The organism is Spirosoma taeanense, assembly GCF_013127955.1.
Taxonomy (GTDB): domain Bacteria; phylum Bacteroidota; class Bacteroidia; order Cytophagales; family Spirosomataceae; genus Spirosoma; species Spirosoma taeanense.
The window spans coordinates 2,661,910-2,683,173 of the sequence record NZ_CP053435.1; the positions used below are offsets into that span (position 1 = coordinate 2,661,910).

Consider the following 21,264-nt stretch of genomic DNA (forward strand, 5'->3'; position numbering starts at 1 on the left):
CCGGGCAGCCTGTCTGGGAGCGTAACGGTTGATTTATGAGCTATGGAGACCATCAAGACTAAAGCATACGGCGCAAAAGCGACTCTGATTGATCGGCTGAGCAGTCTGTCCCGCATGGATATTGAGCGGAAGGCACCGAAAGCCGACGAGGTTCTGATCGACATTCTGTATTGCGGAGTCTGTCATTCCGATCTGCATCAGGTAAAGAATGATTGGGGAAACACCATCTATCCGTGTGTTCCCGGCCATGAGGTTGTTGGCAGGGTGGTTCAGGTCGGCAGTGGAGTAACGAAATTCAGTGTGGGCGATATAGTGGGTGTGGGCTGCATAGTCGACTCGTGCGGCAAGTGCCGATCGTGCGTTGAAGGCGAAGAGCAGTACTGCGAAGGACCGGTCAGCTGGACAGCCACGTATAACGGGTACATAAAACCCAACGGGACTGGCTACAACACCTTCGGTGGCTACTCCACGACGCTGGTCGTGAAAGAATCGTTCGTGCTGCGAATTCCCGATAAACTCGACATCAAGGCGGCTGCCCCCATCCTGTGCGCCGGTATAACGACCTATTCACCCCTGCGGCACTGGAATACCAAACCTGGTGATAAGGTCGGCGTAGTGGGTATGGGCGGTCTGGGCCACATGGCTGTCAAACTGGCTAAGGCCATGGGCGCTCAGATAAGCGTGATTACGCATACGGAAGATAAGCGGGCGGCTGCCGAGGCTATGGGCGCACACGAGGTTATTCTGTCGACCGATAAAGAGACCATGAAAGCGCATGAACTGACGTTCAACCTGATCCTGAGCACGATTCCGGACCCGTATAATATCAACCCGTATGTCAAGATGCTCAAACGCGACGGAGCCCTGGTGGTGGTCGGTGTGCTGGGCCCGTTTAAAGGCCCGACCAACAACATGGAGGTTGCGCTGCATCGGCGATCAATCGCGGGCTCGGTCATTGGCGGTATCCGCGAAACACAGGAAGTACTGGATTTCTGCGCTGAACATTCTATCCTGCCCGACGTAGAACTGATTCCCATCCAGGATATCAACAAGGCGTTCGACCGAATGCTGGATAACGACGTTCGGTTTCGATACGTAATTGATATGCAGTCGCTCAAAGACGAAGAATGATAGCCTCATCCCAGTCTCTTTAGTCAATTCTGACAGGAAACCCCATGATAAGAACTTATTTCAAAGCATTTCAGATCGGTCTGATTGCGGGTATGCGGACGCTGACGGCACCAGCGCTGCTCAGTCATAAACTGGTCCGGACGATCCCGGCCAAAGAACCTCAGAAGCCGATTCACTGGCTGGCCCAACCGCCGGTGTCCATGGCGCTGAAGGTGCTGGCCGGTGGCGAAATCATAGCCGATAAGCTGCCGAATGCCCCTAACCGTACGAAGGCACCTCTGTTAATTACGCGGATTGCATCGGGGGCTACCTGCGGAGCTTTTGTGAGCGAGGTGGAAGGGCAGTCGAGTCCGTTGGGCGCCGTGGCGGGTGGACTGGGTGCCGTTGCGGCTACGTTCCTGTTCTTTAATCTGCGACAGTTACTGAGTGACAATCTGGGATTACCCGATATGGTCGGCGCTTTGGCAGAAGACGCACTAACCATCAGCGCGGGTTGGTCGGTTGTCAACCATATTGACTCCCGAATGCAGTCAGCCTGAAGCGCATGGCCTGCTGGCGGTTTGAGTGCGTAACGTATTTCGTCCAATAAAAAGCGCCGATGGGGTCAACCCATCGGCGCTTTTTAGTAGAGTTTGACTGGTTTATCTCAGCGTAAGCAAATACCCAATCGTGAAGTTGGCATCCCAGTCGAAGACGAACTGGTCGCAGCCGGTCGCGTCGGCGATGGCTTTGTAAATGTTCAGGCCCGCCTTCGATTTGGCGTTATCGAGTTTATAAGCCGAAGGCGCGTCGAGAACCGTATACCGTTCCTTGCCATTCCGAACGGCCTTGGCTAGTTCAAACGGTACGCCACCGATAATGAAGCAGGTTTTCCGATGATCGGACGGGATCTGTTTGGCTTTCGAAGCAACTTCCGAGGCTACGGTTTCATCGCTGGTATTATTCTGGTAGTATTTCGCACCGTACGTTTCGAGGGCTTTTGTCGAGCCGTTCTCTTTCCACGAAATCTTGGTATTGCCCGAGCCAATGTCTACGACAAACGAGTTGCTGGCATAATCGGCGGGCAGCACCGACCGTAACGCCAGCGAACCTTCCTGCTCCGGCGTTACGGTGTTGACGACGTAATTCAGCGACTTCAGCGCCTGCGTTATTTTGGCGGTTCCTTCTGCTTTGGCCGCGCCCGAACTGACGACAAAATGAATGTCGCGCCCCCCTACACCGAAATCGAGCATTTTTCCGATATAATTTTTTAGACCCGATCGGATGTCGTCCTGGCTCGCCATGTTTTCGAGCACTAAGCTGTTGTTGAACTCGGCCTTTTCGAGTTTCCAGTTCTTCTGGTCATCAACGCGGATGATGAACGAGTTGAAACCGCTGGCGCCTAACTCAACGACACCCTTGAGCTTACCGTTCTGAGGAGCCGGGGGCGTGTAGGTAAAGGTTTGCCGGGCACCGCTGACGGTTGCCGAACCTGCTTCCGACTGGTTCTCCGTCGCCACATCGGATGCGACGGCCGGATCGTTCGGTCGTGGAATGTTTTCAGCCTCATTGACGGTAGGGGTAGCATCCCGTTGAGGGGCGAGTTTACGCAGGGCTTTGTTGCCACCAAAGTATTGAAACCCGAAGAAAATAGCGGCCACAATCAGGGCCGTGATAAGCAGCCTGCCGGCCACGGTTAAACGTTGCATGTGATAAAGAGTGAAAGGGTGAAAGAACGAGTTAGCGAAAGAGTGAATGAGCGAAAGAGCGAAACAGACATCAGCTAAGCGCTCTTTCACTCATTCACTCTTTCGCAGTTAATCTAAAAGATTCCGGTAGCCAGCATCTTTGGGCGGATTGATCTCTCCCGGCCTTGGCGCAGTTATCGGGTTCGCCGTTGGCGCATCCAGCTGGACTATCCTAAACTCACCTTTGTTGTAAGCTTCCAGCAAGGCCTCGCCTTTGTCCGACAGAATGCCGTTCTGGATGTCGACGCCGTTGATGAAGTCCATCGAAAGGTCCATCGCCCGCTTCATCTCGCCCAGTTTCTGGCTCATATCATCCTGGATATACTCCATCGACTGGTCGAAGTAAAACCGTTTGTCGGGGTCGCCCTTAAAAATGCTGACGGCCGTTTTGAGGGCGTTCGAGCTCTCCTTCACAATCTGGTACTCGGTTTCCTTCAGGCGCACCTTGATTTCGGTCTCCTTGATGATGTAGTCGGCGCTCTGGTTCACTTTTTCCATGAAGGCCAGCACCGTTTTCATGTTGCGCTGGAGCGGCAGGAGTTTTTCGTTCATCTCCTGCAGACCCGCGCCCTCAATGGTCGCCAACTGGGCCGACTCGCGCATACCGGGCTTGTCGCTCATGGAGTTGGCTTTGTTTGCTTCCGCAAACTTCTGCTTGATCGCTTCGTTGTTCTCGCTGATCTTCTTGTTGAGCTTAACCAGTTGTCCGGCCAGCGTATCAATCTGACCCTGCATCTGCTGCCGCTTCTTTTTAAGATCGTCGATATAAATCTTCATGATGGCAATCGGGTTCAGTTGAATCACCGTCCCCGTAAGACTGCGCATCAGCGACTTGAACAGAAAGAACACCGCCGTGCGGACATCGCGGCTGGTGAACAGGAAAATCAGGACAGCCAGTACGCCCAGCAAGAGCGCCAGTTCCAGTATGTTCGACGTGGCCCGGATCAGAAACTCAACGATCCGGTTAAAATAAACCAGACCTAAGCCAGCCACACCGGCCAGCACAATCATACCGAGCATACCCTCGGGACGGCTCCAGAACGATCGTTTTTCCACGTCCGCACTGCCGCCAAGTTGAGAAAAGTCAGGAGTAGCCATTTGTTTAAATTAGTCGTTTGCCGTGTATATCGGTATAAGGTTGCAAGGTTAAGCCGGAAAACCAACTGAACCGCTAATCCAGCCGGTTTACCTATCTAAGGTACTGCGTTATTTTGGCGATATCGCCTTTAATCTGATCGGTGAAGTGCGCAAACGTTACGTCGTAGTTCTGTCGGTTCTGCGTAATCTTGGCGCTCTGCTCTGAAATTTCGCCCCCAATGGCGTTCAGCCGGCTGGCGTTGGCGTCGATCCGTTGCTGAATTTCCAGCAGCTGCCTGGCGAGGGCTTCGTTTTCAGATTGCAGTCGTTTCTGTTCGCTCTGCAGCCCGCCAACGCGCTCCGCCAGCGTTGCTTCGACACTCCGCGCAAATGCTTCCCGATCTTTAGCCAGGACCGTTACGTATTGGTTAGCCGTATTGGTCAGCACCGATGCGTCGGCGGGACCCCCCAGGGCTTTGAAACTTGCCCAGGCGGCCTGATACTGCTTTTCTTCGGTCAGACCCAGGTTGCCCAAGCTGCGGAGCGTTTCGCGAAACTCGAAATAATCGGGGCCAGGCGGGTTATGCTGAGCCAGCACACTCGCAAAATGCTCGGCAAATTTCGGATCGATAGTGCCCGGCGTTGCCGAACCCGGTGGTGCGCCTGTCGGTGCTTCAGCGGGTCGTCCGGCTGGTGATGCGCTGGCGGGTGCCGTACTGCCTGCCGGGCGGGGTGGGGCCGGGGAACCAGTGGGTGGCGTTCCCGCAGCGGTCCCCGCAGGGTCTTCTTCCTTAATGAAAAAACTCAGAATTTTTCGGCCAAGAGATTGATCGGATTCGGGCATGGGCGTCAGTCGTTGGTGAAAGACTGAACAATGTTACGAGGTTCCCCGCAATCCATCAATACTCGTTTAAGTCGAACGGTTGTGGGACTGTGGAAATGGCGATTTTGACGTTGTGAGCGTAATTTTCACCAGAGTCGCCACAGGCTTTGGTTATTGTACGGCTTCGGGTTTCAGCCACTTCGCCATACGTTCCCGGAACTCCTCAACCTTGGGCTGTGAAACTTTGCGGATATAAAGTTCATCGGGGTGCAGACGGTAATAGCCCTGGTGATACACCTCCGCCGGGTAGAACGCCTTAAAGGGCACCACCTGCGTAACGATTCGATCCTGATGGTGTTCTGACGCGTTTTCGCGCTGAATGGCGGCTTCGATACGCACTTTTTCGTCGGGCGTACGGTAGAAGGCGATCGAGCGGTACTGCGTGCCCACATCGGGACCTTCGCGGTTGGGCGTGGTGGGATCGTGTCCCGCAAAGAACCCATCCAACAGGACATCGTAGGAGATCACCTTCGGGTCGTAATAAACCTGAACGGACTCGGCATGGCCCGTCTGGTCGGTGCCGACCTGCTCATACGTCGGGTTTTCGAGATCACCTCCTGCGTAACCGGACACGACTTCGCGAACGCCTTTCAGCAGTTGCAGTTCTTCTTCCAAACACCAGAAACAGCCACCGGCAAACGTAGCGACGGCCTCGCCGGGCTGCAGTTGAGGCAGCGTTGCCGGACGCGTATCTTTAACGGTGTTGGTGGTGGGTTGCTGGTTGCAGCCAGTCAGCAGCAGGCAACTCAGTAAGGTAACGTAAAGAAGCTGAGTGAATCGGGTGAACATAAACAAAACTGGTTATACCAACCTAACACCAAACCCAGTCCGTAGGTTGCGCTGATTGTAACGTAACGCATAGCCGGTGTTTGCTGGATTGGAGTCCGTAATACAGCGACCCAAAGTCATTTTTGGTAATTTTGTGCTGAACCGGTTTTCTGCCCTTTATCCATGTCGCTAACTACGTTAGGTCTCGAACTGCCAACTGACCCACGCTGGGTCAATATTGCCGAAATGAACATCGGCGACATCCTGATTGATCACGCCTACTGCGAACAGAAAGCCGCGTCGTCCTGCATTTCGCTCATCGTCAGCTATTCCGACAAAGAAACTCTTGTTGAAACATTGACGCCCGTTGTGGCCGAAGAATGGGGGCATTTTCAGCGGGTGCTGAAAGAGCTGCGCAAGCGGAATATTCCGCTGGGACGGCAACGTAAAGATTTATACGTCAATCAGTTACGGAGTCGCCTGCGCCGATCTACCGGCGACCAGAACGAGCAGTTAATGGACAATCTGCTCATCAACGCCTTGATTGAAGCCCGGAGTTGCGAGCGTTTTAAACTGCTCTCCGAACACATCGCCGACGAAGGGCTGCAGAAGTTTTACCGCGAACTGATGATCTCGGAAGCGGGTCATTACCGCAACTTCATCGAACTGGCCGAAACCTACCTGCCCGCCGAGCGCGTCCGCGAACGCTGGAAAGAATTCCTGGCGGTGGAAGCCGATATTATGGCGAATCTGGAAGTGCGGGGCGACCGGATGCACTGAAAATACTTGCACTTGTCCATAAATTCTGAGCCGGTCAGTAGAGGACATGTTGTACCTTTACTAGTGACTCCTGTATTACCCCCTGAATGACGTTTCTTCAACAAACCGCCCAGCGCATCTTCGAAACCCACGGTCCCAGCTTAAGCGACGTTTGGGTTATTCTGCCAACGCGCCGGGCTGTTTCAGTATTTCTTGACGAACTGGCGTCCCTGTCGGAGCGACCGTTTCTGGCCCCCCATACGCTGGCCGTCGATGACTTTATTACCCAGGCCGCCGGGGTGCAGCTGATTGATTCGGTTAGTCTGCTGTTCGAGCTTTACGATGTTTTCAAAGTCATTGACCCGCAGGTGGAGTTCGAGCAGTTCATCGGCTGGGCGTCGGTGCTGCTGGCTGATTTCGACCGGATTGATCAGTACCTGATTAATACCGCTGAATTATTCAATTACCTGACAGCCGCCAAAGCCCTGGAACGCTGGCAGGTCGATCAGCCGACCCGGCCCGTTACCGAAACGCCCGGTACATCGCGCTATTTTAAGCTGTTTGAAAACCTGAATACGGCCTATCACGCCCTGCAGGAGCGTCTGGCGCGGCAGGGACTGGCCTACCGGGGCATGGCTTACCGCCTGCTGGCCGACAACGTCGAGTCGCTGATCCGCGATAACCTGGCTTATGAGCGGGTGTATTTCGTGGGCTTCAACGCGCTGAGCCGGGCCGAGGAACAAATCATCCGCGTGTTGGTCGATGCGCAGAAAGCCGAGCTCATCTGGGATGCCGATCAGTACTATCTGGACGATAAGCACCAGGAAGCCGGTACGTTCCTGCGACGATACCGCGAGAACGGCTGGTTTTTCTCGAAACAGAACCATGAAGACCTCCGCAATTCGTCGGACAACCTGCTCGGTGCCGAGAAAAATATTCGCATCGTGGGCGTTGCTAACGCCAGTATGCAGGCCAAAGTGGCGGGCCGGATTTACCAGGATTGGAGTCAGGAACAGGCGTTGAACGCAAGGTCCGGCCAGACCGCGCCCAAAACGGCCATCGTTCTGGCCGACGAAACGCTGCTGGTACCCGTGCTCTACGCGCTGGATGAGAGCGTAACCGACCTGAACGTAACGATGGGCCTGTCGCTGCGGTCGTCGCTGCTGTTTACGCTGGTTGATACGCTGTTTGAAATGCAGCGTACCATTCACGAGTTCCGCACGAAAGACGGGCGCAATCTGCGGATTCCCAAGTTTCACCACCGCCACGTGATCAAGTTGCTGAACCATCCGTTTGTGAAGCAGTACGAGCGGATTCATAATCTGCTGTCTGCGGAACAGGTCACGGAAAAAGGCGAGGTCATACCGCCGGAACCTCTGTTTCAGTGGATCGCCAAAACGATTGTGAAAGAGCAGCGCGTTTACCTGACCGAGAGCGACATGCGCGAACTGGGTCAGGATGATCCGCTCGTTCAGGTATTGTTCGCACGCTGGCCCAACGAGGAGCCGATGAAGGCTATTCAGACCTTCTATGCGCTCATCGAACGCTTCCGGGACGTATATCGCAGCAGTCAGGACGCAATCGAAATTGAGTATCTGTATCTGTTTTACACGCTGCTCAAACAGCTCGAAGCGACCCTGGAAAAACAAACCGAACCCGTTACGGTGCGGAGTTTTCGGCAGTTTCTGTACGAGTTGATCCGGCAGACGAGCATTCCGTTTACAAGCGAAGGCCGAAGCCAGTTGCAGGTGATGGGTATGCTCGAAACGCGGGCCCTGGATTTCGAGCGGGTTATTATCCTGTCGGTCAACGAGGGCGTTCTACCGCAGTCCCGTAAACAGAACTCCCTGATTCCGTTCGACATTGCCCTGGAACTGCACCTGCCGACCTATCGCGAGCAGGAAGCTGTCATGGCCTACCATTTTTATCGGCTGCTGCAGCGTGCCAGTGAGGTAGTCATGCTTTACACGACTTCGACGGACGCGTACGGCAGCAGCAAGGGCGAGCGCAGTCGGTTCATCCGACAGATTCAGCATGAACTGGTGCCCAGGTCAAACGGACGCATCCGGATCAGTCAGCCAACAGTACGCTTTGGTCGGCCGGGTCACGAAAAAATCCCCGACCTGACGGACCTGCAGGTGCCTAAAACCGAGGCCATCCGGGCAGACCTGATCAGGCTGCTGACAACTAAAGGACTTTATCCGTCCTATCTCAATCAGTTCGTTTCCTGCTCTATGCGGTTTTATTTCAGCCGGATTGTGGGCGTCAGTGAAGAGGATGACATTGAAGAAAAAATGGGTGCGGCCGATTTCGGAAACTGGCTGCATAAGGTTCTGGAGCGGCTGGACCTGGAATATCACCTGCAGAACCGGCCGATTGACGAAGGGATTATTGTGCAGTTACTACAGGAAGAGTTTTCAACGCACATGAAGGGCCGCGTCATCGAGTCGGGGATGAACCTGCTGCTGTATGATATGGCCCGGAAGCTCATGCTGGATTTTCAGCGGCAGCAAGCCCAGCTCGCCGGACTCACCGTCATCGGCACCGAACAGACGCTTGAAACCTACCTGACGGTACCTATCGAAGGAAGCGAACCTCTGCGGGTGCGTATTGCCGGGAAAATTGACCGGATCGAACGGTACGGGGATCAGATTCGGATTGTGGACTACAAAACCGGTAAGGTTGAACTGCCCGGAAACGCCCCCCGCGACCTGGCCGAAAAGCTCCTGAGCGACGGTAAGAACGATAAAATGCGGCAGCTATGGCTTTATCGGTATCTGGCGCTAAAAAATATTAGTCAACATGGCGGACTACCTCGCGACAAAGCCAAACGAGACATTTATCCAGCCGCCGGGCTACCGGTTGAGGCTGGGTTCTATTCCTTCCGCGACGTAAAGGGTGGCTTCAAAACAAACCCGGTTGTGTTCGGAGACGACGACAGCCCGGCGCAGTACATTATCAATTCGGAGAATTTACTGCGGGAAATGATCCAGCAAATGCTCGACGTTGACAAACCGTTCCGCAAGACCGACCAGCTCGAAACCTGCCAATACTGTGATTATAAGGGCATTTGCGGGCGGTAAAAACACGTCTATAAAAAAAGGCTGGTCGTAGCGCGACCAGCCTTTCCAGTTTTGAATACAACCTGAATTGAAAAAGCAATACCTGATGCTGTCTGTCAGATCAGCAAGTGAGCCAAAATTGGTAAATAAAAAGATTTAATACAACTATTCGCATAAATATAGTTTGTATTCTGATTAAACGCCCGGGGATAACACCCGGAACTTATAGGGCCGGCTCCGACTGGCTTATGGCTGTACGTTGTGAACAAGTAACAGATTAGCCGGTTAAGGACTTCGTGACGTTTCGTTTCCACTATGAAGATTTTAGTTGTTGAGGATGAACCCAAAACCTTACAGGCCATTCAGCAGGGATTGGAGGAAAGTCAGTTTGAGGTTGATATTGCCTACGATGGCCTGATTGCGAAGCGGTTGGCCTTGAAAAATACCTATGCGCTTATTATCAGTGATGTGGTCATTCCCGGCCTGAACGGCTTCGAGCTGGTTCGGGAGTTACGTCAGCAGGGACTGACAACTCCGGTTCTTTTGTTGACAGCCCTGGGCGAAACAGAAGATAAGATCAGCGGCTTCGACGCCGGGGCCGATCAGTACCTGACCAAACCTTTTCAGTTTGCTGAACTGCTGGCCCGCGTGCGATCGCTGACCAAACGAAGCTCCATGGTGTCTATGACGGCCCAGACGCTTCGCTATGCCGGACTGGAAATGAATCTTGATGCGAAGGCTGTCAGCCGCGATGGTCAGCCGATTGATCTGACCGCTCGTGAGTTTGCCCTGCTTGAGTATTTGATGCGTAATCAGGGCCGAGTGTTGTCGAAACCCGACATTGCCGAACACGTCTGGGACCTGAATTTCGATACGGGCACGAACGTCGTGGAGGTGTACATCAATTACCTGCGAAAAAAGGTTGATAAGGATTTTTCGAAAAAACTGATCCATACGCAGTTCGGGATGGGGTACGTTCTGAAAGAAGATTAAAGTAGCCGTCTGCAAGATTACCATGACCATTCGCACCCGTCTGACGCTGCGCTTTACCGGCCTGGTTTCGGCCATTCTGGCCCTGACGTTCGCCAGTATCTACGGGTTTTGCTGGTATTACATTACGTCCGACTTCAATAACCGGCTGGACCGCAAAGCCCACACCTACGGCGAACTGTTCCTGCGGCAGCAGATGGAGCCGCAACTGCTCCGGCGTATGAACCAGCTTCGTAAAGATCAGCTTCCCGATCAGAAGATTATGATCTACGACGCCCGGAATACGCCAGTTTTTACCACCAACGACGCCATCCGGCTGGGCCTGCCCGCCCGCGAATTAGACGAGATCCGGCGGCAGAAACGGCGTGATTTCCGCTGGCATCGCTATTATGTATCGGGTGCCCGCTATGACTTGCCGGGGGGAACGTACGTTGTCGTGGCCAGCGCCCGGAACGTGTATGGCGATCAGTTTCTGCTCTATATGCTCTGGACATTCGGGAGTCTTTTTCTAGCCATCGTCGGGATTGTAGCTTTCGCGGGACGGCTTTACGCGGGCGATGCGCTCCGACCCATGCAGGATATTGAAGAGCAGCTTAGCGATATATTCCCGCGTACGCTGCACGAGCGGCTGCCTGTCAGCCGGGAAAACGATGAAATCAGTCGGTTGTCAACAACGATCAACCGATTGCTCGACCGCCTGGAAGAATCCTTCCGGCTGCAGCGCATGTTCGTAGCCAACGTGTCGCACGAGTTGAAAAACCCCCTGACGCAGATCAATTCGCAGCTGGAGGTGAGTCTGTTAAATCGGCGCGAGCCCGAAGCCTATCAGCAAACGATCCGGTCGGTGCTGGAAGACGTCGGGAATCTGTCCACGCTGACGCGCGAACTCCTGCAACTCTCGCAGGTGACTGAGGCCGACGCAGCCGGATTGCTGACCGATTCGGTGCGGCTGGACGAAATTGTGTGGGATGTGCGGGAGGAGGTCAGTGGGATTAACACACGCTACGACGTAACGGTTGACCTGGGCGAACTACCCGACGATTTCGACCAGCTCACGATACTGGGCAATACGTCGCTGCTGCGAACGGCCATTAAAAACCTGACCGAAAACGCCTGTAAGTTCTCGTCGGATGGCCGGGCGTTGCTCTCTGTCGAGTTCAGGGAAGATGCTGTGTGCGTCAGTGTGCAGAACGACGGCGACCCTATTCCGGCCAATGATCTGCCATATATTTTCGAGCCGTTTTACCGAGCCCGCCAAACGGCCGACGTGCGGGGCTACGGGGTAGGACTCCCCCTGGTAAAACAGATCATTCGTCTGCACCAGGGCCAGCTGACGGTTACGTCGGCAGAAGGTGAGCCGACCGTATTTCAGGTGAAGCTACCACGTCGCCAGGCGCTCTGAGCCAATCGCAGGTATCATCCAGCGCATTATTCTTTTCTGCGAGAAGACCTATTGCCAGAGATTTGTCCCAAACACGATATAATCTGTCCCAACTTTGAAAAAGCTTCTGAGAAAAATAGCCGAGGTTTGAGTCTTTACAATCAGACGCGAACAAACCAGTAGACGCAGGTGCTCAGGGAGTTGTTCGTGGAAATAGACAGATCTTAAACCGATGACAGCCGAACAACTTGATGGGTTTCAGCCGTATGTCCTTTACGGTTCGTTGGGCCTGTATCTTCTTCTGGAAACAGTTGTGCCGCTGATTGGCGGACGTGAACGCCGAATCTGGCACGGTGCCAATAACATGGCTCTGATGCTGATCGGGCTCGTGTGCAATGGCTTGCTGGCGGTTTTTCTGGTAGAAACCATCGCCTGGGCCGAGCGCCATCAGTTCGGTTTGCTACGTCAGGTTGACTTACCGCTGGGCGTTGAAGTTTTGTTAACCGTAGCACTGTTTGACTGCACGGAATACTGGACTCATCGGATGATACGGCACCGAAACCCGCTCATCTGGCGATTTCATCGCGTTCATCATGCCGATGCCGACCTCGATGCGACAACCACCGGGCGCGTTCATCCGGGCGAGTTGATTGTTACCATCCCGATTCAGATGGTTTTACAGCTGATTGTCGGGTATCCCCTGCTGGGGGCGTCGGCTTACTTTCTGACCTTTACGGCCTTTACCATGCTGCAACACGCCAACCTGTCGCTGCCCCATACGCTCGACAAATGGCTGAGCTACGTCTTCATTACGCCCAATGTGCACAAGGTACATCACTCAGATTACCAGCCGGAAACCGATTCCAACTTCGCTGATATTTTCTCTGTCTGGGACCGGCTGTTCGGTACGTTTCGCTATCCGGCGGATGTACGAGCCATTCGCTTTGGACTGGTAGAGTATCCGCGTGAAGTTTCTACGTCGCTCTGGCATCTGCTGGTCATGCCTTTCCGCAACACAGGCACCAGCCGGGAACGTAATAGCTAGTCGGGTAACAATGTCGCCGGAAGGAACGAAACGGGCCAGACCTTGCACCGGCTAACCGACAGGCTGCTTCTGCGGTTTATGAGCCGGGATTTCGGACGGGGTCTGCGCGATGGTTTCGCGAACGAATCCTTCTTTCAGGTGTTCGTAGAACGATACCGGATCAATCAGCGACGCGGCTCCCTGCGCCATCAGAGCGCCCAGCAGCAACTGGAAAATGGCTGAATGGCGATCTGTCATTTCCAGCACCAGGATGGCCGCGGTGAAGGGCGAGCGCACCACCCCCGTCAAAAAACTAACCATGCTGACCAGTATAATCAGATTATGATCGCGGGGGGCTACATGCGCCAGCCGGGACAGCCCATCGCCGAGGACAGCCCCCGCGCTCAGCGACGTAGCGAATATGCCCCCGGCACCCCCACCGCTATAGCTGAGCGCCATACCGGCAAACCGGACGGGAAACAGATACCAGGGTGTTTGACCGGTATTCTGAAAAAGGAGTCGGTTAATGATGGGTTTGCCGGTTCCAAAGGCATCGGCACCAACCCAGAAGGCCAGCCCTGCCAGCAGGAGTCCACAGCCCGCTACCCAACCAACCTGCGAAGCCGTTGTGGTGAAACGTTGCCGATATCGGTTCAGCCATAACAACGTTTTGGCGAATAGGGCCCCGGCCAGACCACACAGCAGCGCAACCAGCACCACCACGCCCAGAAACCAGCCGGCCGTAGCCTGTACTTTCGGAAAGCCAAGGTATAAATAAGGTCCCTGAATAGCCTGGGCTGTCATACCGGCAATAATGACGGCCGTAAACACCGCCGTCCGGAAGCGGGTGATATGCGTCTGGGTGAGTTCTTCGACCACGAACACGATACCGCCCATGGGCGTATTAAACGCGGCTGCCAGTCCGGCCGCACCACCCGTAATGAGGGCAATTTGACGAGACAACTGGGGCCAGCCAGTTGGTTGCAATCGGTTGATCGCCCGGAAGATGGCCGCCGAAATCTGGATGGTTGGGCCTTCGCGCCCGATGACGCCCCCGCCCAGCAGCAACACCGCGCTGCTGAGAACTTTAACGATAGCTACGCGCAGACTAAGCAGATAGGCCGTGCGGCTGTGCATCGTTGGGCTCGATAGTTCAATACCCGCCATGACCTGCGGAATGCCGCTTCCCCGCGCGGCCGGGGCCAGTTTCTTTACTAAAAGCCAGGAACCCAGAAAGGCGATGGGCGTCAGCACAAACGCCAGCAGTGGCTGGGCATACAGCCACTCAAAACAAGTTTCCTCAGCCCAGACGAACAGTTCTTCGTAACCAACGGCCGTCAGACCGGTCAGCAGCGAGGCAACCCAGAACGGAAGACTTTGCAGAATAACCCGACGGACGCGCTCGGTATAGAGTAAACGAATGATGTGCTGGTCGATCCAGGCCAGTAGCCGCGTATATCGGGAAGTTTTCTCAGGCATCCGGTAAGAAGATAGTAGCGGTTTATGGAGTAACGACAGGCTTTGGAAACTGATTAACGACGCGCTTAAATTCTAAGGAAATTCTAAGCTCTTTTTTTGGCGTTTCGCTGTTTACCAGACATACAGGACGATTCTAAATGGCCTTTCTGTCATTTTAATCAGGCATGTCAGGCTGATTTTTAGTTACAGGAAGAAAAATAGACAAAAGTAAATCTATGGAAACACTCAATTTCAAAACCAATATCAAATGCAGTAACTGTGTGGCGACCGTAACGCCTTATCTCAACGACATTGAGCAGGTGGATGGCTGGAACGTCAACACCGATAGCCCCGATAAACTCCTGACGGTGCAGACAACCGACAACCGCATTGCCGACGTAGTGAAGCAGGCGGTCGAAAAAGCGGGGTACAAGGCCGAACTCGTCAACGCCTGAGCGCAGGATGTCCGGATAAGCCAGCCTGTCTGAACATAGGCTGGCTTATCATTTCCTATCTTTTTACCCACTGACGGGCCTGTTCCTGCTCGGCAAATGTAAAGAATTTTACGTCCAGCCCCGGAATCAGGCCAACCAGTCCCGCCGAAAGGCCAATCCAGTCCCGGTCGGTTACGATGGCGGCTTTCTCAAAGTCGGTCAGGTGGGAAAAATTAAATTTCAGGTCTTCCCAGACGGCGGTCAGTGAGACATCTTCAACCCCTACGTATTCGGCGTAAAGCCGCATTTTCTTGTGTTGCTGGAGCTTGGTTTCGAGAATATTGACCAGTGGCCGCATCTCACTGGCTCTTACTTCCCCCTCAATACGGTAGGCAAAGACATTGTCGGCCTGTAAATCGATTGGCTGTATCATGGCTTGGCTAGTTGTTGGTCATTAACTTAACTATCCACCTGCCGCGCCGGTTTGAAAACGGCAGCACGAAGCCCTGCCGCTTCGTAATATCAATACTGCGACAAGCTAGCCAAAATTGATAACTTGCTACCGGGCCGACTCGCTGGGAGTCAGCCGGTATGCTTCCTGCCAACCCTATGATCCAACCCGCTACCCATACCGAAAGTCTTGTCGGCGCTGTAGGAAACACGCCCCTGGTTCGATTAATAAACATCGTACCGCCCGGCTGTGCGGCTATTTACGTAAAACTGGAATACGTTAACCCCACGGGTTCGTATAAAGACCGGATGGCCCTGGCCATCATTGAAGAAGCCGAAAAACGAGGTACGCTAAAACCCGGCATGACCGTTGTTGAATGCACCGCTGGTAGTACGGGCAGTTCGCTGGCGTTTGTGTGCGCGGTAAAAGGTTATCGGTTCAGGGTGGTATCGTCGGACGCCTTTGCGCGGGAAAAACTTCAGTCGATGCGACTGATGGGCGCTGAACTGGAATTAATACCCAGCGAGGGCGGCAAAATTACACCCGACCTGATTCCACGAATGATCGAACGAGCCACTGAAATCGGCAGTCAGCCCGATGCCTACTGGACACAGCAGTTTCAGAATACCGACGCGCTGGCGGGCTATGGGCAGATGGGCCGGGAAATTCTCGCGCAGCTGAATAAACCCATAACGGCCTTCTGCGGGGCGGTTGGTACGGCCGGAATGCTGATGGGAGTAGCGCAGGAGTTAAAACAGGCAAACCCCGCTACCCGCGTGGTGGTGCTGGAACCGGCCTCGTCGCCCATTATTTCGCAGGGCCGAAAAGGCAGCCACACTGTTGATGGAGTCAGCGTAGGCTTTGTTCCACCGATGCTGACGCCAGAGGGTTACGATGAGGTTCGGACCGTAGAAGAAGCCCGGGCCCGCGAGATGGCCAGATTGCTGGCCGCCCGCGAAGGCATTCTGGCCGGAACATCCAGCGGACTAAACGTAGCGGCTGCTATTGATCTGGGTCTGGAATTGGGCCCTGATCAGGTGGTCGTAACCGTGGCCTGCGACTCCGGCCTGAAATACCTGGCCAGTGGTCTCTTTGATGGGTAAATTCTAATGCCCGCATCCGATAAAGCCGAACGGCGCACCTTTCTGAGTGCGCCGTTCGGCTTTTAGGCTGTTTCTATCTCTAAGCGAATTCTAAGCTTTTATTAAGCCCACTCTTAGGTTCGTACCGGATATTGCCAATGTGAGTACTTCTGACGAGGATTCACGTAAAGCTAGACCAAGGCTTTTCTTCATAGTTGTTTTAGGTGTTAAGGAATCCTACTGGAGCATATAGACTACCGGTAGGATTTTTTTTGACCACCTAATATTTGTGTGTACGTCCGCAGTACCCGAACCATACGCGGGCTATTCCCAGCCGCCACCCAGTGCCCGATACAAATCCGTCAGGGCCAGATACTGCGCCTGTTTGGTATTGATCAGGGCCAGTTCGGCTTCCAGTACGCTCCGCTGGGCCGTAATAACCTCCAGATACGACGCATATCCGCCCACAAACAGATCGTTTGAGATTGATACCGCCTGCCGCAGCGCGCCTACTTCCTGCGCCTGAATTTCCGCGACATTCCGGTAATTCTCTACCCCCCGCAAACTCGTCGTTACCTCGCTGAACCCCGTCAGAATCGTCTGCCGGTACCGATAGAAGGCTTCGCGGCTCTGAGCCAGCGACCCCTGATAGTTGGCTTTGACAAAACGCCGGTTGTACACCGGGGCCGATAGTCCGCCCAGCAGACCCGCGGCAATGGAGGCCGGATTGAACAGGGTCGAGGCCCGAAAAGAGTTCAGACCCAGATAGGCCGACAGGTTCAGGCTGGGCAGAAACTCCGCCCGCGCTACGTCTATGTCGATGTTTGCCGCCTGCAGTTCGAGTTCGGCCTGCCGGATGTCGGGTCGGCGGACGAGCATCTGCGCGGGTATGCCGGTTAAAACCTGACCGGGCAGTTCACGTTCCTGCAGGGAGCGACCCCGGATAATCGACAGCGGATACCGACCCAGCAGCCGGTTGAGCTGGTTCTCAGTCCCGATGATTTGCTGTCGTACCTGGCCCTGCCGCCCCCGGGTGTTCAGCAACTGAGCCGCAAACTGCTGAACGGCCAGCTCCGTTACCCGGCCGGCCTGTTTCTGAATCCGGACCAGTTCAAGGGCATTCTGCTGGAAGTTGATGTTCTTTTGAAGAATTTCCAGTTCACTATCCAGAGCGAGCAAGGTGAAATAATACCGGGCGATTTCAGCCACCAGCCCCGTAATTACCGCGTGACGGCCTTTTTCGGAGGCCAGCAGGCGTAGGTAGGCAGCCTTGCGCCGGTTGCGGAGCTTACCCCAGATGTCGATCTCCCAGTTGCTGCGGGCACCCAGGAAAAAGTCGGGTGTAGGGTTAGGAATGACAAGGTTCCCCTGGATATTATCCGACAGATTCGTGTCGAAGTTACCCACTCCGTTCAGCGTATTACGTCCGTACCGGTCCACCCCGGCCGACCCTACGGCGTTGACCTGCGGAGCCAGAAATCCCCGGCTATAGGCAAAGGTGGCCCGGGCCTGCTCAATCCGCTGCGTGGCAATGCGCAGGTCAAGATTGCTGGCGAGGGCGGTGTCGATCAGCTCAACCAGGTTGGGGTCGCCGAAGAAGGTGCGCCAGTTCAGACTCGCAATACCCGCAGAGTCGGAGCTTCCGGCAAACGAAACCGGCATGGGCCGTGCCGTTGGCTGAAGCACGGGGCTGGGCAATTGACAGCTGCTGAACGCCAGCAGAGCCATGAAGAAACAACTAAAGGTTTTTACTGATTTATGAATGAACAACGGAGCCATTGACATGATTTTGGGTGGATACTGCAATTTGATCACCTTCGGACTGCTGCGAATGAGCATCCTGAGGTTCGTCGTCGGTAGGACGTTTAGACCCGAACCGCTCACCGAGTTTGGCAAAAAACACATATAAACCCGGAATTATGAACAGGCCGAAAAGAGTACCGGTAAGCATACCTCCCGCTGCCGCCGTTCCGATAGAGCGGTTTCCTACGGCTCCGGCTCCGGCTGCCATCATGAGGGGTACCAGACCCGCAATGAACGCAAACGAGGTCATTAGAATGGGTCGTAGCCGGGATACGGCCCCTTCAATAGCTGCCTTCACAATAGGGATGCCTTCTTTCTGCCGCTGGTTGGCAAACTCCACAATCAGAATGGCATTCTTACCCAGCAAGCCAATGAGCATGACCAGCGCCACCTGCGCGTAGATGTTGTTCTGCAACCCCAGCACCTGCAACAGCAGGAACGAACCGAAAATACCCGTGGGCAACGACAGAATAACCGGCAGCGGCAGTAGCACGCTTTCGTACTGAGCCACAAGCAGCAAATACACAAACACCAGACAGATGGCGAAAATATACAGCGCCTGGTCGCCCGACATGACTTCCTCGCGGGTCATGCCCGACCATTCGAAGCTAAAGCCCCGCGGCAGGGTTTGGGCAGCTACTTCTTCAATAGCGGTAATCGCGTCGCCACTGCTGTAGCCCGGTGCAGCCTCACCATTGATCATGGCCGAGGTATACATGTTGTAGCGGGTAAGCTGCTCGGGTCCATAGACCCGTTCGAGCGTAACGAAATTGGAATAAGGGACCATCTCGCCCTCGTCATTCTTTACGCGCATAGTCAGCACATCTTCGGGCTTGGTGCGGTAACTAGGATCAGCCTGCACATACACCTTGTACATTTGCCCAAACCGGATAAAGTTCGACGCGTAGTAGCTACCCATCAGCGTTTGCAGCGTGCCCATGGCGTTTTCTATCGAAACACCTTTCTGAGCTGCTTTTTCCTGATCGACGTGGATCATGTACTGCGGGAAGTTGGGATCGAAACTCGTAAAGGCATTCCGAATTTCGGGCCGCTTACCGAGGGCCTCAATGAAGGCTTTATTGACGTCGGTCATCTTCTGCAAATCGCCACTCCGGCCCACATCGAGCAACCGTAGTTCAAACCCACTGGCGTTGCCAAAGCCCGGTACCGTAGGTGGGGGAAAAAACTGAATACTGGCGTCCGATATGGTTTTAGCTTTTTCTTCTAGTCTGGCAATCATATCCTGCATGGATTCTTTACGCTCGTCCCAGGGCTTGAGGTTAATCATACCCATGCCATACGACGCGCCGGCACCATCGGTGAGCAAACTGTATCCCGCCAGCGTCGAAACGTTCTCCACGGCATCTTCTTTGCGGGCCAGGGCCTCAATCTCGTCCAGCACTTTCTCCGTTCTCGATACGGTTGCCCCGGCGGGGGTTGTTACGTTGGCGTAGATCATGCCCTGGTCTTCGGTAGGAATGAAGCCGCTGGGCAATATGGCATTAACGCCCCACGTACCGAGGACAAACGCAGCCAGGATGCCCCAGGTAATGACACTACGGCTGAGCAGCGGGCGCAACAGGCCACTATACCAGTTGGCAAGTTTATCATACCCTTTATTGAACCGGGCAAAGAAATTGCCCAGCAGTCCTTTTTTGCCACCCGGCTCATGCGGACGCAGCAGAATAGCGCATAGCGCGGGCGTTAGGGTAAGGGCGTTGACGCCCGAAATGACGATGGAAATAGCCAGCGTCAGGGAAAACTGCCGGTAGAAAATTCCGACCGGCCCAGTCATGAACGCCACCGGCACAAACACGGCCGACATGACCAGCGTAATGGCAACAATGGCTCCGGCAATTTCGCCCATGGCTCCGAACGTGGCTGCTCTGGGCGAAATGTGCTCTTCTTCCATCTTGGCGTGAACGGCTTCTACGACCACAATGGCATTGTCTACCACAATACCGATGGCCAGCACCAGCGCAAAGAGGGTGAGCAGGTTAATAGAGAAACCAATGATATTCATAAAGGCGAACGTACCCACCAGGGCAACCGGCACCGCCAGGGCGCAAATGAGCGTAGCCCGCCAGTCCTGCAGGAACAGGAACACAATGATGAACACCAGTACAAAGGCCTCAAACAGCGTGTGCAGGACGTTGTCGATGGATGCATCCAGAAAACGCGACACATCGTAGGCATAGTTGTAAGTCATGCCCGCGGGAAATGACCGCTCCTTTAGCTCAACCATGCGGGATTTTACGTTGGCAATTACCTCGCGGGCGTTGGAGCCGGGCCGCTGCTTGAGCATAATGGCTGCTGATGGTTTGCCATCCGTCTTTGATAAAACGCCGTAGTCGGCAGAGCCAAACTCTACATCAGCTACGTCTTTAAGCCGTAGCAGTGACCCATCATCGTTAGTACGAAGGACTAAGTTCTCGTACTGGGCAGGCTCGAAGAATTTCCCTGTATACCGCAGCACGTACTGAAGCGTTTGGGGATCGCGGTCGGCACTTTCACCGGCTTTACCGGGGGCTGCCTCTACGTTCTGCTTCCGGATACCGGCAATCACATCATCGGCAGATACGCCATAGACCGTCATGCGGTCGGGCTTGAGCCATACCCGCATGGAGTAGTCCCGGCTACCCATAATGGCCGCAAAACCGACTCCATCTATCCGCTTGAGCTCGGCCAGAATATTGATATCGGCAAAGTTGTAGATAAACTTTTCATCGACCGTTGGGTCGTCGCTTACCACGTTGAGGTACAGCAGCATACTGTTTACCTCTTTTTCCGTTACAACCCCTGCCTTGATTACTTCTTCGGGCAGTTCGTCGAGTACGGTCGTGACGCGGTTCTGAACGTTTACCGATGCCAGGTCGGGATCAGTACCTACCGCAAAGAAAACGGTAATGATCGATGTACCGTCATTCCCCGATACCGACGTCATATAGGTCATACCCGGCACGCCGTTGATGGCTCGCTCCAGGGGCGTCACCACGGCTTTTACGCTAACGTCGGCGCTGGCGCCGGTGTACCTGGTCGTTACCGTTACCGAGGGTGGTACAATATCGGGGAATTGCGTAACGGGCAGGCTCGACAGTGCCAGTACCCCCAACAGAACAATCAGGACAGAGATGACAGTTGAGAGTAAGGGCCTCTTGATGAAGGTGTTAAACATAACGGTTAAATTTGTGGGTTTGCCATACCCGACCTGAGCAGGTGATGACAATGACGGTT

The 21,264-nt window shown here is 54.4% G+C and carries 17 protein-coding genes; 9 read left to right on the forward strand and 8 right to left on the reverse strand.

Annotation, left to right across the window (positions count from 1 at the left end; all coding sequences use genetic code 11):
- The first annotated feature begins 42 nt into the window (after window positions 1-42).
- Complete coding sequence (locus tag HNV11_RS11210) at window positions 43-1,131, forward strand: NAD(P)-dependent alcohol dehydrogenase (protein ID WP_171739749.1); 1,089 nt, start codon at window positions 43-45, stop codon at window positions 1,129-1,131.
- Window positions 1,132-1,175: 44 nt separating this feature from the next.
- Entirely contained in the window at window positions 1,176-1,670 is a 495-nt protein-coding gene (locus tag HNV11_RS11215) for a DUF4126 family protein (RefSeq protein ID WP_171739750.1), read from the forward strand.
- 102 nt (window positions 1,671-1,772) lie between these two features.
- Here the strand turns inward: HNV11_RS11215 and HNV11_RS11220 are convergent, their stop codons facing one another.
- The 4 genes from HNV11_RS11220 to msrA all read right to left on the reverse strand — a co-directional run bounded on the left by HNV11_RS11220 (window position 1,773) and on the right by msrA (window position 5,607).
- Window positions 1,773-2,819: a hypothetical protein gene (locus HNV11_RS11220; protein ID WP_171739751.1), complete on the reverse strand. Its 1,047-nt coding sequence runs from the start codon at window positions 2,817-2,819 to the stop codon at window positions 1,773-1,775.
- A 108-nt stretch (window positions 2,820-2,927) separates the two neighbouring features.
- Window positions 2,928-3,956, reverse strand: a complete 1,029-nt coding sequence (locus HNV11_RS11225) for a hypothetical protein (RefSeq protein WP_171739752.1) — start codon at window positions 3,954-3,956, stop codon at window positions 2,928-2,930.
- Window positions 3,957-4,047: 91 nt separating this feature from the next.
- Window positions 4,048-4,779 carry a hypothetical protein gene (locus tag HNV11_RS11230; protein WP_171739753.1) on the reverse strand — a complete coding sequence of 244 codons (732 nt, stop codon included), beginning with the start codon at window positions 4,777-4,779 and terminating at the stop codon, window positions 4,048-4,050.
- 150 nt (window positions 4,780-4,929) lie between these two features.
- Window positions 4,930-5,607: a peptide-methionine (S)-S-oxide reductase MsrA gene (gene msrA / locus HNV11_RS11235; RefSeq protein WP_171739754.1), complete on the reverse strand. Its 678-nt coding sequence runs from the start codon at window positions 5,605-5,607 to the stop codon at window positions 4,930-4,932.
- A 162-nt stretch (window positions 5,608-5,769) separates the two neighbouring features.
- Between msrA and miaE the strand changes: the two genes are divergently transcribed.
- The 5 genes from miaE (at window position 5,770) to HNV11_RS11260 (ending at window position 12,823) form a co-directional block, all read left to right on the forward strand.
- Window positions 5,770-6,366, forward strand: coding sequence for a tRNA-(ms[2]io[6]A)-hydroxylase (miaE, locus tag HNV11_RS11240; RefSeq protein WP_171739755.1), 597 nt, complete (start codon window positions 5,770-5,772; stop codon window positions 6,364-6,366).
- Window positions 6,367-6,452: 86 nt separating this feature from the next.
- Window positions 6,453-9,428 carry a PD-(D/E)XK nuclease family protein gene (locus tag HNV11_RS11245; protein ID WP_171739756.1) on the forward strand — a complete coding sequence of 992 codons (2,976 nt, stop codon included), beginning with the start codon at window positions 6,453-6,455 and terminating at the stop codon, window positions 9,426-9,428.
- 294 nt (window positions 9,429-9,722) lie between these two features.
- A complete protein-coding gene (locus HNV11_RS11250; protein ID WP_171739757.1) occupies window positions 9,723-10,400 on the forward strand; it encodes a response regulator in 678 nt (225 codons plus the stop codon).
- 22 nt (window positions 10,401-10,422) lie between these two features.
- On the forward strand, window positions 10,423-11,799 hold the full coding sequence (locus HNV11_RS11255; protein WP_171739758.1) for a sensor histidine kinase: 1,377 nt from the start codon (window positions 10,423-10,425) through the stop codon (window positions 11,797-11,799).
- 211 nt (window positions 11,800-12,010) lie between these two features.
- Window positions 12,011-12,823 carry a sterol desaturase family protein gene (locus tag HNV11_RS11260; RefSeq protein WP_171739759.1) on the forward strand — a complete coding sequence of 271 codons (813 nt, stop codon included), beginning with the start codon at window positions 12,011-12,013 and terminating at the stop codon, window positions 12,821-12,823.
- Between the two features lie 51 nt (window positions 12,824-12,874).
- Here the strand turns inward: HNV11_RS11260 and HNV11_RS11265 are convergent, their stop codons facing one another.
- On the reverse strand, window positions 12,875-14,281 hold the full coding sequence (locus HNV11_RS11265) for a chloride channel protein (protein ID WP_171739760.1): 1,407 nt from the start codon (window positions 14,279-14,281) through the stop codon (window positions 12,875-12,877).
- Between the two features lie 215 nt (window positions 14,282-14,496).
- Here HNV11_RS11265 and HNV11_RS11270 point away from each other — a divergent pair, with 215 nt between their 5' ends.
- The gene (locus tag HNV11_RS11270; protein ID WP_171739761.1) at window positions 14,497-14,715 is read left to right on the forward strand and encodes a heavy-metal-associated domain-containing protein; all 219 of its coding nucleotides are present in this window, start codon (window positions 14,497-14,499) and stop codon (window positions 14,713-14,715) included.
- 55 nt (window positions 14,716-14,770) lie between these two features.
- Here the strand turns inward: HNV11_RS11270 and HNV11_RS11275 are convergent, their stop codons facing one another.
- On the reverse strand, window positions 14,771-15,127 hold the full coding sequence (locus HNV11_RS11275; protein WP_171739762.1) for a SpoIIAA family protein: 357 nt from the start codon (window positions 15,125-15,127) through the stop codon (window positions 14,771-14,773).
- A gap of 176 nt (window positions 15,128-15,303) precedes the next feature.
- Here HNV11_RS11275 and HNV11_RS11280 point away from each other — a divergent pair, with 176 nt between their 5' ends.
- Entirely contained in the window at window positions 15,304-16,248 is a 945-nt protein-coding gene (locus tag HNV11_RS11280) for a PLP-dependent cysteine synthase family protein (protein ID WP_171739763.1), read from the forward strand.
- Window positions 16,249-16,551: 303 nt separating this feature from the next.
- On the opposite strand, the gene HNV11_RS11285 is transcribed toward HNV11_RS11280, so the two are convergent.
- Window positions 16,552-18,006, reverse strand: a complete 1,455-nt coding sequence (locus HNV11_RS11285; RefSeq protein ID WP_171742153.1) for a TolC family protein — start codon at window positions 18,004-18,006, stop codon at window positions 16,552-16,554.
- Window positions 17,984-21,205: an efflux RND transporter permease subunit gene (locus tag HNV11_RS11290; RefSeq protein ID WP_171739764.1), complete on the reverse strand. Its 3,222-nt coding sequence runs from the start codon at window positions 21,203-21,205 to the stop codon at window positions 17,984-17,986. The genes HNV11_RS11285 and HNV11_RS11290 overlap by 23 nt, the downstream gene beginning before the upstream one ends.
- Between the last annotated feature and the right edge of the window lie 59 nt (window positions 21,206-21,264).